At 33.0% G+C, this 15,595-nt stretch carries 15 protein-coding genes; 7 read left to right on the top strand and 8 right to left on the bottom strand.

Translation table 11 applies throughout. From position 1 onward, the window contains the following. Window positions 1-45: 45 nt before the first annotated feature. Window positions 46-771: a gamma-glutamyl-gamma-aminobutyrate hydrolase family protein gene (locus E4O07_RS11205; protein WP_253685821.1), complete on the bottom strand. Its 726-nt coding sequence runs from the start codon at window positions 769-771 to the stop codon at window positions 46-48. Between the two features lie 98 nt (window positions 772-869). Next, complete coding sequence (locus E4O07_RS11210; protein ID WP_253685823.1) at window positions 870-1,826, bottom strand: hypothetical protein; 957 nt, start codon at window positions 1,824-1,826, stop codon at window positions 870-872. Between the two features lie 197 nt (window positions 1,827-2,023). Between E4O07_RS11210 and E4O07_RS11215 the strand changes: the two genes are divergently transcribed. The 5 genes from E4O07_RS11215 (at window position 2,024) to E4O07_RS11235 (ending at window position 5,617) form a co-directional block, all read left to right on the top strand. Then, window positions 2,024-3,808, top strand: a complete 1,785-nt coding sequence (locus E4O07_RS11215) for an ABC transporter ATP-binding protein (protein ID WP_371921978.1) — start codon at window positions 2,024-2,026, stop codon at window positions 3,806-3,808. A gap of 472 nt (window positions 3,809-4,280) precedes the next feature. Next, window positions 4,281-4,661, top strand: coding sequence for a DUF2089 domain-containing protein (locus E4O07_RS11220; protein WP_253685827.1), 381 nt, complete (start codon window positions 4,281-4,283; stop codon window positions 4,659-4,661). A gap of 44 nt (window positions 4,662-4,705) precedes the next feature. Next, the gene (locus tag E4O07_RS11225) at window positions 4,706-5,023 is read left to right on the top strand and encodes an SHOCT-like domain-containing protein (protein WP_253685829.1); all 318 of its coding nucleotides are present in this window, start codon (window positions 4,706-4,708) and stop codon (window positions 5,021-5,023) included. Window positions 5,024-5,118: 95 nt separating this feature from the next. Further along, window positions 5,119-5,352 carry a CopG family transcriptional regulator gene (locus E4O07_RS11230; protein ID WP_253685831.1) on the top strand — a complete coding sequence of 78 codons (234 nt, stop codon included), beginning with the start codon at window positions 5,119-5,121 and terminating at the stop codon, window positions 5,350-5,352. After that, window positions 5,345-5,617: a type II toxin-antitoxin system RelE family toxin gene (locus E4O07_RS11235; RefSeq protein ID WP_253685833.1), complete on the top strand. Its 273-nt coding sequence runs from the start codon at window positions 5,345-5,347 to the stop codon at window positions 5,615-5,617. The genes E4O07_RS11230 and E4O07_RS11235 overlap by 8 nt, the downstream gene beginning before the upstream one ends. A gap of 32 nt (window positions 5,618-5,649) precedes the next feature. On the opposite strand, the gene E4O07_RS11240 is transcribed toward E4O07_RS11235, so the two are convergent. From E4O07_RS11240 to E4O07_RS13425, 6 genes are all read right to left on the bottom strand, one after another. After that, on the bottom strand, window positions 5,650-5,931 hold the full coding sequence (locus E4O07_RS11240; protein WP_253685835.1) for a helix-turn-helix domain-containing protein: 282 nt from the start codon (window positions 5,929-5,931) through the stop codon (window positions 5,650-5,652). Window positions 5,932-6,346: 415 nt separating this feature from the next. Then, the gene (locus E4O07_RS11245) at window positions 6,347-8,203 is read right to left on the bottom strand and encodes a lanthionine synthetase C family protein (RefSeq protein ID WP_253685837.1); all 1,857 of its coding nucleotides are present in this window, start codon (window positions 8,201-8,203) and stop codon (window positions 6,347-6,349) included. Between the two features lie 23 nt (window positions 8,204-8,226). Further along, window positions 8,227-8,658: a class III lanthionine synthetase LanKC N-terminal domain-containing protein gene (locus E4O07_RS11250; RefSeq protein ID WP_253685839.1), complete on the bottom strand. Its 432-nt coding sequence runs from the start codon at window positions 8,656-8,658 to the stop codon at window positions 8,227-8,229. A 19-nt stretch (window positions 8,659-8,677) separates the two neighbouring features. Then, the gene (locus E4O07_RS11255; protein ID WP_253685841.1) at window positions 8,678-10,426 is read right to left on the bottom strand and encodes an ATP-binding cassette domain-containing protein; all 1,749 of its coding nucleotides are present in this window, start codon (window positions 10,424-10,426) and stop codon (window positions 8,678-8,680) included. Next, on the bottom strand, window positions 10,423-12,225 hold the full coding sequence (locus tag E4O07_RS11260) for an ABC transporter ATP-binding protein (protein WP_253685843.1): 1,803 nt from the start codon (window positions 12,223-12,225) through the stop codon (window positions 10,423-10,425). Before E4O07_RS11260 ends, E4O07_RS11255 begins: the two co-directional genes overlap by 4 nt. Window positions 12,226-12,441: 216 nt before the next feature. After that, window positions 12,442-12,570 carry a hypothetical protein gene (locus tag E4O07_RS13425; RefSeq protein WP_256487864.1) on the bottom strand — a complete coding sequence of 43 codons (129 nt, stop codon included), beginning with the start codon at window positions 12,568-12,570 and terminating at the stop codon, window positions 12,442-12,444. A gap of 322 nt (window positions 12,571-12,892) precedes the next feature. Here E4O07_RS13425 and tgt point away from each other — a divergent pair, with 322 nt between their 5' ends. Together tgt and E4O07_RS11270 are read left to right on the top strand one after the other, a co-directional pair. Beyond that, window positions 12,893-14,026, top strand: coding sequence for a tRNA guanosine(34) transglycosylase Tgt (gene tgt / locus E4O07_RS11265; protein WP_253685845.1), 1,134 nt, complete (start codon window positions 12,893-12,895; stop codon window positions 14,024-14,026). 45 nt (window positions 14,027-14,071) lie between these two features. Continuing rightward, entirely contained in the window at window positions 14,072-15,595 is a 1,524-nt protein-coding gene (locus tag E4O07_RS11270) for a HEAT repeat domain-containing protein (protein ID WP_253685847.1), read from the top strand.

Consider the following 15,595-nt stretch of genomic DNA (forward strand, 5'->3'; position numbering starts at 1 on the left):
CCCCATACATCAAGACTATCTTTCTATTTTATTTTAAACGTAAACCTAACAATGGCCTATAAATTCTTTAAACAAGTCCAATGAGGGCTTATGAACGGCAGCCGTCATTTCCGGATGAAATTGAACGCCCATTATAAAACAGTCTCCCGTATACTCGATAGCTTCAACAATGCCGTCGGGAGCATAGGCTGTAATCTTAAAATCCTTTGCAAGAGTTTTTACTGCCTGATGATGATAAGAGTTTACCATATCTTCTTTGCCGAAAACTTTTTGCATAACAGAATTATCTTCGATTTTGATAGAATGGGTGCGTTCCTGAGGGCGGGTATCTTGGTCATGCTTTATCTGAATATTTCTTTTGATAAGAGATAAATCCTGATAGAGAGAACCGCCGAAGGCAACATTTAGAAGCTGCATTCCTCTGCATATCCCTAAGATAGGCTTTTTTAGAGCCCTAGCTGCTTTAATGAGTTTCAGTTCGTAGATATCCCGTTTGGGAAGAATTTCCCCAAGGCAAGAAAGAGGCTCTTCATTAAAAAAATGGGGTTCAACATCGTAGCCGCCCATAATTATGATGCCTGAAAGATTTTCGATCTGCTGCCGGACAGCTTCTTCGTCATTGATGATAGGAAGCATTAGCGGAACACCGCCCGCAGCAAGCACTGCATTGACGTAGTCTGTATTAGTGTACATTCTTTCATAACCGGCAAACAATCCGGCAGAAGGCTCGTAAAGGCAGCTGCCCGTTATCCCGATAATAGGTTTTTTCATACGGTTCTCTCCTTTTTAGTTAAATTTAAACCGAGCCATAATACACTTTCTTTTTATATTTTGTCAATGGAACGAGAAAAATTTATAGAATACCCCCGCTACTTTAAAAGTTTTTTTATTTTTTTACCGTAACGGTCTTTTAAAGAAGAATAGATATAATTTTCGCCTATCTTTGCGGCAGTTGCAATCTTTATGATGGATTTTTTAAGATATTTTATTTTTACCGACCTGTAGATAAATAAGCTCAAATTGATTACCGCAATTATTACACAAACAACAAGAATCGCACAAAAAATATCATTCAAGCAAGCAATACCACCTAAAACAATTATCACAATAGGAATAATAATCCATACAAAAAAATGAAAAAAGCCTGCTTTTTTTAGCATTTTATTTAATGATTTCATATCTTCTATACCATATTGAAATAACAGATCTATAATCAATTTAATGCCGTAAGCGTCTTCTTTTGTTTCAGCAAAGAAGTCCTTATTTTCTTGTTTATCGGAATCTTTTCTAAAATCTTCTTGCGAGCCCTCCTCATATTTTGTTTTTATTATATAGGGTTCGGCCAGCTGCAGATATTTTTTTAAGCGGCCGACAATTTCTTCACCGGCATAGGCAAAAGAATTCTTATTGCAATAGGCATAAAATTCTCTTATAAATTTATTTACATCTATATTTTTGTTCCTTGCCGACATCTCGAACATTCTATATAAGAGTTCGCTGTATATCTTTTCATTTACATGTTTAAATCCGCTTAAATCCAAAAAAATTGCTTTTTGATAAAAGCCGTAAAAAGTCTTTTCCGAATTTTTAATTTTCTTCAATATCTGAGTATCAAGTTCAATGATGTATTTTATGGGATCATATTTATCCAATATATCCTGCTTTAAGCCTACATTATTCGCAAGCTCCAATTCATACTCGATATGATTATCAATAGATTGCAGCACTTGAACCAATTTAGCGGTATATGAATTTAAAACATTTTCAGAATAGTTTTTGTTCATACCCGAAAATTTTTCTTTTATCTTGGTAAAGAAATTTCCCATAATAAACCCTCTTTCCCGTATCAGCGGATTAAATTACTCTTTTTTAAGAAAATTGAGTATAGCATAAAATTATATCTTGTTCAATTAAGTTATTGTTCTAAAAAACGTACTTTTTTCTTGACAGCATATATTGCTTATGGTATACTACATATAATATTATATTGAATATATTATTATTTAGAAAAGAGAGGTTATTTATGTTTAAGGGAGCATTGTATTATTTTGCTATGTGCTGGCGATATGACAAGCGTTTTCCGGTTGTTATTTTATTAAAAGAGATTTTAAATGCCGTAAAAACGGTGATGACGGTAGTGTTGCCCAAATTTATTATTGACGCTTTGTTTACAACACAAAATAAAGAAGAAGCGGTTAAGTTTCTTGTCATATACGCCGGAATCTTATTTGCGATAAGCCTTATAACGGCCGTTTTAAACCGCTCTGCAAGTATTTTAAAAAGCATATCCTTTCAGCGTTTTCAAGCCGATATAGGAAAAAAATTAATGCAGGTAGATTATGAACGGCTTGAAACTCCCGAATTTTTAAACTTAAAAAAGAAGGCTGACCAATATGCATATTCCGGAGGTTATGGGTTCGCAGCTCTTTTAGATGAAGCAATAGGTTTATTCGGTAAAGTGCTCACCTTCGCAGGCCTTGTTTCCGTTATTGCAATGTTAAGTCCTTGGCTTGTACTTGCAGTCATCATAATTACAGCTCTTAACTCTTTGGTCTTTGCAAAAACAAATAAACATGGAATAAAATACCGCATGGAGCAATCCGTGCAGGAAAGGCGCATCGGCTACTATTCCGAAAAGATGGAAGATTTTCAATACGGAAAAGAAATCCGCACCTATAATTTAGCTCCGTGGTTTTTAGAAAAATACGATAAACAAATTGAAGTACTCGGAAAATTTTATAACAATGTAGCCAACACCCGCTTTATAAGCGGAGCCTTTAATTCTTTTACCTTTGTTGCTCAACTAATCATAAGTTATTTTTTTGTAATTAGGCAAACATTAGACTCAACGCTTTCGGTAGGAAATTTCACAATGTATCTTGCAGCCGTAAATTCTTTCGCCTCGATACTATCCGAAATTATAAAAACCGTCGTTCAGCTTTCACAGTTCAATACTTATTTTGCCGCTTTTAAAGAATATATGAATATGCCGTCCATGGAAAATGCAAAAGGAGAAAAACCTATTTTATCCGAAAACTTCGATATCGAATTTCAAAATGTTTCTTTTAAATACGGTACAAGCGAAAAGTTTGCCTTACAAAACGTAAACGTTAAATTTAATTCCAAAGAACGGATTGCAATCATCGGAGAAAACGGTGCAGGTAAATCAACATTTGTAAAACTTTTAATGCGCCTTTATGAACCGACCGAAGGCAAAATTTTAATTAACGGTATCGACATAAAAGAAATAGATTATAATCACTATCAAACTTGGTTTGCAGCAGTCTTCCAAGACTTTAAACTTTTTTCTTTCAGCATAAAAGAAAATATTACATTCGGGAACGATAAAACCGAATCAGATAAAAAGCGTTTAGAAAACATCGTTTCGGCATCGGGCTTAAAAGAAGTTACCGATAAATTGGATAAGGGCTTGGAAACCTTGGTGTACCGAGACTTTGATGATGCAGGCTTTACCCCCTCAGGCGGAGAAGGGCAAAAGATTGCAATAGCCAGAGCTGCATACAAAAACGCTCCGATAGTCATTTTAGATGAACCGACCGCCGCCCTCGACCCAAAAGCCGAGAACAAAATCTACGAGCAGTTCGATTCTTTTTTTGCAGATAAGTGCTCCCTGTATATTTCGCACAGAATGGCGGTTACAAAATTTTCGGATAGGACCATCGTATTCGACAATGCTCACATTGTCCAAGACGGAAACCACGAAACTCTTATAAACCAAGAAGGCAAATACAAGGAGCTTTACAGCTTACAGGCTAAGTATTATACGGATGAAGCTTACAACGTATAAACCCCATCCAGTTTTTCTTTTATTTCGGATTCAAAGTGATGGCTGATCATTATTACAGTTAAATCGGGATTTTCTATCAGTCTCTTTTCAATCTCTAGGGCATTTTCTTTATCGAGAGAGGAAGTGCCCTCATCTATTAAAAGAATTATATTAAGTCAAATTTTAAAATATTTAATAAAATATTTTAAAATTCTTATATTTTTAGTTAAAATTATTGTATTTTTCAATTTTAATATAGATATTTTAATAAATTCTCTTGACAAAGTGAGAAGTTTTTATTATCATAGAATTAAAGTTTTTATTGGATTACGATAAACAGTTCGGCAGAAATTCAGCCTCTCTGTTTATCTTCGAGTTTTGTGCAAAGCACAAAACTCGTGTTATTGTATGTAGTTTTGCAAAAGCAAAACTACTTGAAAAAACTTTTTTCAGGATTTAATAATCCTTGCAAAAAGTTTTTATAGGAGTAAATATGACAGAGGTTATGGGAACCTGCCCCGTATGCGGCGGGACTTTTACCGTTTCAGAGCTGCATTGCACAAAATGCAACAGTTCTTTAAAGGGAGAGTTCGATCTATGCGAATTTTGCCGCCTCACAAAGGAGCAAAAATATTTTGTAAAGATGTTTTTAAAAAACAGAGGCAGCATACGCGATATGGAAAAAGAATTAGGCATTTCTTACCCGACGGTGCGGAACAAGATAGAAGAAATCAATGCAGCACTGGGCTTATCCGATGGCAGCCTTCCGTCCGTTAATGTTTCTGAAGTTTTAAAAAGAATAAAGGCCGGAGAGTTATCGGTTGATTCCGCAGTTTCATTTTTAACGGGCCAATCCGAAGAAGATAAAATTTAGAAGAACAGTAACAAACAGTTCAGTTTTAACTACAAGGAGATTTTATGGAAAACGAAAAACTTGAAATTTTAAACATGATTAGGGACAAGGCAATCACACCCGAAGAAGGACTTAAACTTTTAGATGCTATTCAAAAAGAAAACGTTAAATTTGTTTTTGAAGAGGCTAAACAAAAAAAAGACAGTGAGACTATAGTAATAAGCACAAAGATCCCTTCTAAAATTAAAATTCCGGAAAGTGATTTGACGAAATTTTTAGAAGAAGCCGGTTTAGAAAATCCTATAAATGAAAGCAAACAGAAAAATAATATCGACATAACAATTCAAACACCGGACGGCAAAACAAAATTGTTTAATTTGTAGGAAGGAATTGGGTACACATTATTTTTAGGCCTCTATTTCTAATGACTCTTGACAAATTGAATAAAATTGAATATATTTGAAGAGGAGGGAAATAAATGCAAAAGACAATTACCATGCGAATAGATAATGCTATATACGATATATTTAAAAAAGCAGCCGAAGGACAAAAACGCACTATTTCAAATTATATGGAATATGCAGCATTAAACTATACCATCAATGAATCCGTAGTTGATGACGAAGAAATGCAGGAAATACTCGAATTTGAAAAAGACTTAAAAAAAGGCTTATCGGACATATCGGCAGGAAGGTATAAAGTAATTGGCTAACTATAAAATTGCAGAAACCTCGACTTTTGAGAAAAAAATAAAATCAAAAAAGTATGAATTTTTATATCAAAAAATCAAAAATTATGTTTACCCGCTATTAAGAAAAAATCCGCATTTTGGGCCTAACATAAAAAAATTAAAAGGCATTTATAAAGACATATACCGCTTTAGATTAGGAAACTTCCGTCTTTTTTATAAAATAGAGGAAGAAAAAGTTATTGTATTTATTATTGATATAGAAGCCAGAAAAGATGCTTATAAATAGAAACTGAATTACTCAATGAGAGCTGCCTACATCTACATCCATCTTTGTATCATATCAAAAACTTGTTTTTTTGCTTCTTCTTTCTCTTCTTCCGTATCCGAAAAAAGAACAGCCGGACTTATGTTCAGAGGATGACAAATTTTTAAAAGAGTATCAAGACTCGGCGTTCTTTTGCCGGTTTCAATATAGTTGATCATATTTTGAGAAATATCTGCCCTCAAAGCCAATTCCAACTGAGATAGACCGGCTTTTTCCCTTTTCTTGCGAAGTCTTTTGATAACAAGGCTCTGTTGTTCTCTTAAAAACACACTCATTCATAATATTTTAACTAAATATAGTATTGACACAATGAAATATAGTATGATATAGTTATGAATATAGTTATATCAACCCTTCGAGCGGAACATATTAAAAATAAAATATATATTTACGAGATTTGTAAAAATAATTTTCTTTTCATGAACGGAAAGATTTTATTTGACAGCGTCACAGATAAATTTAAATGGTTTTTTGCAAATGAAAACCCTTGTGTTTTATAGCGGTCCTCACTTTTGTGTAATTCTCGTGTTTTGTTTAAAATAAAAAAATAATTTTTAGTTTTTAAAAGGTGTGGAAAACAAAAGTCTGTTTTAGTGTTTCAAGCTAATAAAAAGAATTGTTGAGCAGTAGTGTTAAATTTAAAAATATTTTACAAAATGGCGTTAAGTTTCGTAAAATAAAAATCATTTTTTAAGTATTTGTGTTCAAACTCCCATCACAAAACAACAATTCATCGCCAGGTATAAAAGGATTATTTTGTAACTTTGCACATTCACGAAAAGACTGTAATAGTATACCTGAAGAACCTGTAAACAAATCATTTGAAATTTTATAAAGTTCATCACCAGTAAACCCAGTCAGATTGTCTATTTCAACATAGTGGAAATTCAATAAGTCCAATAAATAATCAATATGCGAATTTAAGTTTTCCATACCAAGAATCATTTTACAATCTTGCAAAAATGAAATTATACCACTACAACCTCTCAAATATCCAGGATATAAAATAAAAGTAGTTTTGGATGCTTCTATCATTTCACAGATTAGATTTAAATACTTTGGCAATTTAGTGATTTTATAAAATCTAATCAAAACACATCCTATCCCTGCAAGGCCATTATGAATATATGGAGAATACACCGGAGGCTCCATCCCTATAGGTCTGCTATTTATAGACAAGAAACCATTTTCATTAACTAATAAACGACTCAAATCACTTTCTAAAGCTGAAACAGCTAATAAAAGTTTTTCTTTATCTTTTGTTTGCAAATATAACAATAATAAAGAATAAGCGATACCTGAACAACCTCTTGTAAAACCAGAATAACAATCGCCTTCTGAATCTTCCCAGACAAGCATATCATCTTTTTTTATAGCAGAAGTAATAATTTTTTTAGCATATTCTTCAGCAAATTTCAAATACAAAATATCATCACTTTCTTTATAAAAAATTAAATTAACAATAAGGTTACCCGAAAGGCCATAAGCAAAATCATAAATATTATGTGGTCTTTCTAAATTTACCCTTTCCAAAACAATTTTGGCTTCTTTCCTAAATCCGAGCTTTAGCAATACATACGCAATACCTGACAATCCAATATATAATCCATTGGAAAATAAAGTAGGTCTCTTATAAAAATCAGCCATAAATTTTGTAACAATAAAATTATACTGCTCTGAATCTTCACATTTCAACAGTTTTTCATAATAACTTATAGAATAAACCATACCAAACATGCCATAGCCAAAGCTGTATTCATTTGTATTTATAGATTGCGGATCTGATGCTAATGGACTTTTACCATCTATAAACAATTGGATATTATTAAGTATTGATTTATATAATAAATCATAATTAATTGTTTTTTTTATTTTATTAGTAAAAACTTTATTTTCAATTTTATTTTTGCATTTTAAATCTTTTAAAACATCTTTTGTATTTTTATATTTAAATTTTATTAATTTATATATTAAATTTAACAGCTCAACAGGCACGTCAGTTTTATCATAACAAATACTTAAAAACTCTAAAATTTTTTCTTCACATAACTCATATAATGGGTTATAAGGAGCTATACAATACATAAGAACTAAAGCAACTTTATACAATTCAATTTCATATGGATTCGGCGTACATTTCTTGTCTTTTAATTCCAAAAGAATTTCGTATTCAGATGATGTCCGTTGAACAGCCGAAATATAACTATTATCCAGTCCGCTGTTTTTTCTAGCTTCTTTTATTATATAAACAAAACCATTTCTCTCTCCCTTATATACTCCTCCTTGTGCAGAAAAATGCAGGCATGATTTTATAAGATATTTTTTTAACAAAACAGAATCTTTATTATTAGAAATAGTGTCATATTTTTTATCACTAACCCAATCAGGTACTTTATAATAGGGCAGTCGCTCATCTATCACTAAATTATTTTCGTTATCAATGATTTTAGTTGCTAGAGTCCCATAATTATCTCGAAAGGTAATAGGATTTATCTCACCATATCGATAAAATAAGATTTTAGAATCTTTATAACATTTATCTGACAATATATATGGACCATCATATTCTTTTAAAATAAAATAAAGTTTTTCAATAATATCATCAAAACTTTTTGTTTAGGATACATGACAATATACTTACCACTACTAGCTCTATTTATATTTTTTGAATTAAGATGCACATAATTATTTAAATTAGAAGCAAATTTAAATGATATTTCATTTTCAAAAGCAAATTTTGATACTTTTTTAAGTACCTCTATATGATTATCTAACGTTGCAGATATATGAATTTTCCAACCTGATATATCTTTCTCTTCGCCAAAGTCAATATATGTCCATGGAAATTTTCCCATAGAAGAATGATGTTTAGTGCATACTATCTCACTAAGAACTGAATAATAATAATCATTTTTATTCAATTTATGATAAGCTTTTATGTCATAATATAATTTATTTTTCCATATATAATTTAAATGATTAATTTCTGCTAAATCTCTCATTTCAAATCCTACTTACCTCTTATTTATACCATTGCTGCTGAGTTTTAAATAACTTGCTATACTCTGTATCTTTAAGCATTAAGTCATCATGCTTGCCGCTTTCAATAATTTCGCCGTTATCCATTAAAAGGATTTTATCGGCTCTAGTTGCAATCCCGATTCTGTGGCTTATAATAATTTTTATACTATGAGTTTTATCATCAAGCATGCTGTTAAGTAAATCCATTTCAAGCAGCGGATCTATTGCCGAAGTAGGCTCATCAAAAATAATGATACTTGCATCTTTGAAAAGACCTCTTTCAATAGCAAGTTTTTGCCATTGTCCCATAGACAAGTCAACTCCGCCAAATTCTCTTGAAAGCATTGCATTTTGTTTATCAGGTAAGGTGTCTGAAAGTTGCTCTACCGCTTGCGAAATTTTATTTACCGATTTAGTTACATCTGCCACATTAATATTTTCTTCCAAGCTCAGGTTATAGCGATTAAAATTTTGAAAAACTGCGGAGCTGTTTTTTTGCAACAGCAAATGAGCTTCTTCAGATGCGTTTTTTGATTCATTTATTATAATCTCACCTGAAGCGGGTTGATACAGCCCCAGCAATATTTTTGAAAGCGTTGACTTTCCGCTGCCGTTTTTTCCTACGATACAAATAGTTTCACCTGCATTTATTTCAAGGTTCAGCGATTTAAGGGCTTTTTTCTTGCTATTAGGATATGAAAAAGAAATATCAGTAAGGCGTATTTTTTTAATTTCCATTTTCTCGGTTTTATTTTTATTAGAAGTTTCTTTAGCCATAACTGCATGAAAAAAATTCATTCCCGTGTAAGAATCTGCAAGACCGGCAATATGATAATTAAACAATTCCTTAAAATGCGAAAACAATAAATTAACACTTGCAATAACCGCAACAATAGTCCCCGCTTTTATTGAACCAGCTTTTGAAAGACAATAAACAACAACAAAAATACTTATGAATCCTAAAAATTGAGATGCATTCGTTATAATCCCAATCCAAGTTAATTTTTTTATTTCCTTCGTTTTATACCTTTTAAATAATTTTGCCGACGAATTAAATTTCTCAATAAAAAAATTAAAAAGTGCCAGATGTCTACTTTCCTTAAAAAAAACTTTATCGGTGATACACGATCCATACTTATTCATTTGCCTTCTGTACATTGCCGACTTATCTTCACTTTCACTTTTATATTTATTTTTAAAAACATAAGTAAACATGGTTGGGATAAAAGCTCCTAAAACAACAATTAAAAGAAGCGGATTTATCGAAGCCATATAAAATGCTACCAGAAGAACATAAACAACATTTTGTGCAATAATAAGTTCAAGATTAATAAGACCGTCAATTGAACTATCTAAACCGTTTTTTGCTTTATCTAAGGAATCAAGAAAATCCGGCTTTTCAAATTCAAGTACATCAAACGAAGCCGCTTTATTAAAAAAATCGATTTTCAGTTTTCCTGTAACAAGCATTCTTTGCTTATCAAGATAATAATTTAAAATTGCATTTGAAAATTCTTGCAACAAAATAATTAAAGAAAAAATGCCAAAAACATACAAAACGGTATTTTTTACTGCTGATGAATTTAACAGGGTTAAACTTTCTGTAAGTTTTCCAATAAAAAATATATATCCAAAAGCTAATAAGGCATCAAAAACACACAAAGTAACGCAAAATAAAAACAAAGCTTTTTTAGCTTTAATCATTCTTGCAATTTCATAAAATAAAATTTTTATAAAAGATTTTTTCATACATACCATCCTTTTTGCGCTTCGTACATTTCTTTATATAAACCATCTACTCTTTCAAGTTCATCATGACGGCCCTTTTGAACAACAGCACCATTAGATAATACTAATATTTCATCTGCAAGTTTTGCAGCTCCAAGTCTATGTGTAATGAGTATAGAAGATTTTCCGGAAATAAATTTTAAAAAGTTATTATAGACTTTTGACTCTGCATCAGGGTCAAGAGAAGCGGTCGGCTCATCTAAAATATAATAGCTGCCCGTTGAAAATAAACTTCGTAATAAAGCAATTTTTTGCCACTCACCAATAGACATGTTTATATTATTTTTACTAAGATAGCCTAAATCCGTGTCCAAGCCCTTTTCAAACTTTGCAATATCAAAGGAAAGCTCTTTCATTTGATTCAAAATTTCTTTATCAAAAAACGAATCTTCAGATGAAGAGCTATTCATTGAAGTGTTATCAAAAATAATATTCTCTCGTAAAGTTATTTCATATTTTGCAAAATCTTGAAACGCAACCGAAAACAGCTTATTAAAATCTTGTATGTCTTTTATATTTACACCGTTAATTAGAATTTCACCGGAATAATTTTTATAAAGACCTAAAAGTAATTTCGTTATTGTTGTCTTTCCCGCTCCATTTTCTCCCACCAATGCGTAAGACTTCCCACCTTCAAGTTTAAAGTTTAAGTTTTTAAGAATCTCTTTTTCCGTTTCAGGATACGTAAAAGAAACATTCTTAAATTCTATATCAATATTTTCAGGGAAATCGGTGTATATTTTCTTTTCACTATTTTTCAATTCAAAATCGGTTTCTTGAATTTCTTCAGATAAATTTTCAAAATTAGAAATTGTTTTAAGAAAAACATTTGTCTTGGCTATTTCATGAATTGATTGCGTTAAGTTCCATGAAATAGCAGAACTCATTATTAAAAGTTCATTTGAAACTGCGGAAAAAGAACCTATCGATAATGTTCCCTTGATAACATTGAGCAGCATAAAAAACATCATACCTAAAAATGAAACGGTAATGAGTCCTGAAGTAAGTTTGATTCCTGCATAACTTTTCCTTTTTACTGACAAGAAAACATCCGTCGCCTCATTGTATGATGTAATCCATCTTTGTTCAAAATACCGTATATAATTAAAAAGCGTTCTTTCTTCAGCATATTCCTTATCGGTAAGAATTTTTTCATAGTCATCCATACGGCGGCTTATTTTTTGAAATTGAGCAAAAGCCTCATAATCATCTTTTCCTGTTTTTAACGATACCATTACAACCGGTATAAGTAATATGAACATAACTAAAGCCATCATCGGGGAAAACATCATAAGATAAACGGCTACTGAAAATATTTTTAAAAGCAATTCTAAGAAAACAAGATAAAAACTGAAACCGAAAACAAGTATACTAGGTACACCGGCTTTTACCTCTTTTATTAAATCGTTCGTAGCAGGATTTTCGATATGTTCATACTTTAATCGTGAAATCTTTTCTATATTTACAGAACGAAGTTTAATTTGCAAATTCAGCGACAACCGGGAAATAAAATTATTTAAAAAATTTTGACTGAAATAACTAAGCAACGCAACAACAATAAACACAGGAATGATAGATATCAGATTAGTATTTTTTCCGGCAATGCCATCAATAAATTTTGAATATACACTTATATATGCAAAAGGAATAAGACCTAAAGCGATTCTCAGTAATATTATCGTTATCGGCAAAATTTTACCTGCACCGGATACATAGCCGTACAGTTTTTTGAAATGAGAAAAATAAGATACATGTTTCATACCATTTATTTAGATAAACACCTCATTATTAAAAAACACTTATTTTTAATAAAATAAGACTAATCAATTCATCTGAAAATTGAACACTATTATAAAAATTTTTCGTTTCTCTTTTCAGAAATCAAAGAAATAGCTATACAAAATATTTAAGGAAACCCTCTAAAAACATCAGTTTTTAGAGATGCCCTAAATTCTGTATAGCTATAAAGCCATGCATCACTTGTCGCCGTCAGGATCCAGACCACTGTTGCAACTATGATGGCCGCATGAGCCCCAACTGATAGCAAAAACAACTGAATCATCATTTTTTGCATCCAGCTTTTGTAATTCCAATAGCTTATCCATAAAAGTGCATCCTTAAATATAAATGTCTTTGAATTATACTATAATTTCTAAATGAATGTCAAATCTTTTTTGCATTTATATATTTTCAACTTTTGAACAGATAATTGATAATAAGTCTAATACAAAAATATTTGTCCGACATGTATTTTTAAATATTTAATACATTCCGAATTGATGAGCTGCTTTTAAAAAATCCCTTCGCGCTCTTTGCGCCCCTTGCGGTTAAATACCTAACCTTCACTCTCCTGCAGCCTAAGTCTTTCAATTGATTTTTTCCCGCCTTTATGATAAACTCTCAATCGATTAAAGGATTGAATAATTAATGAAAGAAAAAAAAGAAATTTTTATGCTTTTACATCAAGATGCGGCATCTCCTGCAAGGACGGGAGTTTTGGATCTGCCTCACGGGAAGGTGCTTACTCCGGCTTTTATGCCTGTGGGAACGGCGGCTACAGTAAAGGCGATGACAAAGGACGACTTAGACGAAATCGGCTTTGAAATTATTTTAGCCAATACATACCATCTTTTTTTACGGCCGGGAATCGAAGTAATAAAGGCGGCCGGAGGCTTACACGGCTTTTCAGGCTGGGAAAAAAACTTTTTAACCGACTCCGGGGGCTTTCAAGTTTTTTCGCTCTCGCAGCTGCGAAAAATTACCGAAGAAGGCGTAAAATTCCAAAGCCACATAGACGGGAGCCGTCAATTTTTAAGCCCGGAAATTGCGGTAGATTTACAGACGGGCTTTAACAGCGACATTCAGATGCAGCTGGACATCTGCTCAGCTTTCGGGATAAGCAAAACCCAAACCCTTGCCGACCTAAAAATAACCATGAACTGGCTGGACAGAGCCTTTGCAGCCTGGCACAATACTCCCGATGAATATGACGGAGCCCTCTTTCCTATCGTGCAAGGCGGTTTTTTTGAAGACCTAAGACTTCAAAGCCTTGAAGCCATTTTAAAACATGAGCCGCGAGGCATTGCCATAGGAGGCCTTTCGATAGGAGAACCCAAAGACCTCTATCAAGAATATTTAAGCTTTACGGCAAAGCACATTCCTAAAAATAAGCCCCTCTATGTAATGGGAATAGGAACCCCCGATTATATTCTCGAGGCGGTAAAAAACGGAGTCGATATTTTTGATTGCGTCTTGCCCTCAAGGAATGCAAGAAACGGAAACCTCTTTACCCATGAAGGAGCCATCTCGATTAAGCGCAAAGAATACGAGTTCGACTTTAACCCGATCGATTCTCAATGCAAGTGTAAGGTCTGCCGACAATATACAAGGGCCTATTTGCGGCATTTATTTAGAACAAAAGAAATTTTATACTCAATGCTTGCAACCTATCACAACTTAGCTTTTTTATATAGTATGATACAGGACATAAGAGAGGCCGTTCAAAACGATTCTTTTAACGATTACTATAAAAACTTTTTAAAGAAATACGAAAATCGTTAGTGTTTTGTAAGGATAAAACCGAACCCGTAGCATGGAGGATAATTTATGAAAAACCTAAAAAAAGAATTACACTTTTTTTTAAAACTCAGCGTACTCAGTTTCTTACTTATTTTCAGTTTAACGCTTAAACTTGGAGCCCAAGAAGCGGCTCAGCCTCCTTCAGAAAATACGGAAACCACTCAAGAAAAGACAGAAGATAAAACTAATGACAAAAAAAAGAAAAAAGAAGTATCTGAATTTGAAGAAAAAAGAGACACAATCCTTTACGGTACAGGCGACGATATCTTAGAACTTATAAAAAGGCTAAAAAGCGATGAAGATGACCGTTTCGATGCAGATTTACAGAAAGTATTTGCCGAGACCAAAATTCCGGCAATCAGGGATGCCTTATTTGCTTACTTTGCCGAAAAAAAGAATGATTGCTTAAAATCCGATGCCCTCATGGTCTTAGAAAACAAAGAAGACTTTCCTCAAGAAACAGTCCGCTCGGCGATTTCTTATATCAGAGAGCTTGAGATATATGAAGGAATAGATTTTTTACGGCAAATACTAAAAGATGAAGAAAGCGGACACAGAGACCTTTGTATTTCTGCTATCGGAAAGATAGGCAAACCGGAAGATGCGGTTTTTCTTACAGAGCTTTTTGACTCCGAGGCCTCCGATGACGAAAAAAAATCTTTAATAATAAAACAAAACATAATGTTTGCATTGGAAGAACTTCATACGCCTGAAATATGGGATTTTTTAATCCGGGTTGCTGAAGACACCGATGAAAATGCCATTATAAGGGGTGCAGCCGTTTCTGCCCTAGGAAAGATAGGCGATGAAAGAGCTATTCCCATTTTATCAGAAATTTTTGAAGACAAGGATCCGATTTTAAGAACTGCTGCGATAAAGGGTATTGCCGGCTTTAAGGATGCTAAGGCTAAAAACATCATCATTCAAGCCTTTAAAGATTCTTACTATAAGGTAAGACTTCAAGCTATCCAGTCGGCAAAGGAAGAAAAGGCGGAGGATGCCGTTCCGTTTATCTTATACCGTGCAAAAAAAGATCCTGAAAATACGGTCCGCTTGGCAGCTGTAGAAGCTCTTTCTTATTTTAACAACGCGGAAGCAAATGAATGGCTTGTAGATGCTTTTAATGAAGAAAAGACAGGCTTATCCCTCCGTTTGAAAATTGCCGAAAGCCTTTTAAAAAATAACTTTGATGTCATTTACGAGGATGTAAAGACGGCTGCACTAAAAGCTATTTCTGACAAGAAACAAAATAAATTTTCCGCAGAACTCGGCAAGACTATTTCAACAGTTGAAAATAAGGGAACAGCTCCGATAGCCGAAGCCTATCTAAATCATAAGGATCCGATTTTTAAGAGCATAGGGCTCGACATGTTTAAACGGAATAGATATCCTGAGTTGATACCCCTTGTTTCCGCGATTGCCGAAGATGAAAAAAACGGAGCTTTAAGCCGAAGGGCTAAGGACCTCTTGCATGCAGGCCCTACGGAAAGCAAAGCCGGAGAGACCTCCGGTAATACAAGTACCCCTCAAGACAAGCAAACAGGCAAGTAA

This window comes from Treponema sp. OMZ 798, assembly GCF_024181385.1.
GTDB lineage: Bacteria > Spirochaetota > Spirochaetia > Treponematales > Treponemataceae > Treponema_B.

Excerpts from the sequence above, each read along its gene's own strand:
- E4O07_RS11210 (WP_253685823.1), bottom strand. The coding sequence starts at position 1,826 with ATGGGAAATTTCTTTACCAAGATAAAAGAAAAATTTTCGGGTATGAAC.
- E4O07_RS11230 (WP_253685831.1), top strand. The coding sequence starts at position 5,119 with ATGCAAAAGACAATTACCATGCGAATAGATAATGCTATATACGATATA.
- E4O07_RS11225 (WP_253685829.1), top strand. The coding sequence starts at position 4,706 with ATGGAAAACGAAAAACTTGAAATTTTAAACATGATTAGGGACAAGGCA.
- E4O07_RS11260 (WP_253685843.1), bottom strand. The coding sequence starts at position 12,225 with ATGAAACATGTATCTTATTTTTCTCATTTCAAAAAACTGTACGGCTAT.
- E4O07_RS13425 (WP_256487864.1), bottom strand. The coding sequence starts at position 12,570 with ATGGATAAGCTATTGGAATTACAAAAGCTGGATGCAAAAAATGATGAT.
- E4O07_RS11270 (WP_253685847.1), top strand. The coding sequence starts at position 14,072 with ATGAAAAACCTAAAAAAAGAATTACACTTTTTTTTAAAACTCAGCGTA.
- E4O07_RS11255 (WP_253685841.1), bottom strand. The coding sequence starts at position 10,426 with ATGAAAAAATCTTTTATAAAAATTTTATTTTATGAAATTGCAAGAATG.
- E4O07_RS11205 (WP_253685821.1), bottom strand. The coding sequence starts at position 771 with ATGAAAAAACCTATTATCGGGATAACGGGCAGCTGCCTTTACGAGCCT.
- E4O07_RS11250 (WP_253685839.1), bottom strand. The coding sequence starts at position 8,658 with ATGAGAGATTTAGCAGAAATTAATCATTTAAATTATATATGGAAAAAT.
- E4O07_RS11215 (WP_371921978.1), top strand. The coding sequence starts at position 2,024 with ATGTTTAAGGGAGCATTGTATTATTTTGCTATGTGCTGGCGATATGAC.
- E4O07_RS11240 (WP_253685835.1), bottom strand. The coding sequence starts at position 5,931 with ATGAGTGTGTTTTTAAGAGAACAACAGAGCCTTGTTATCAAAAGACTT.
- tgt (WP_253685845.1), top strand. The coding sequence starts at position 12,893 with ATGAAAGAAAAAAAAGAAATTTTTATGCTTTTACATCAAGATGCGGCA.
- E4O07_RS11220 (WP_253685827.1), top strand. The coding sequence starts at position 4,281 with ATGACAGAGGTTATGGGAACCTGCCCCGTATGCGGCGGGACTTTTACC.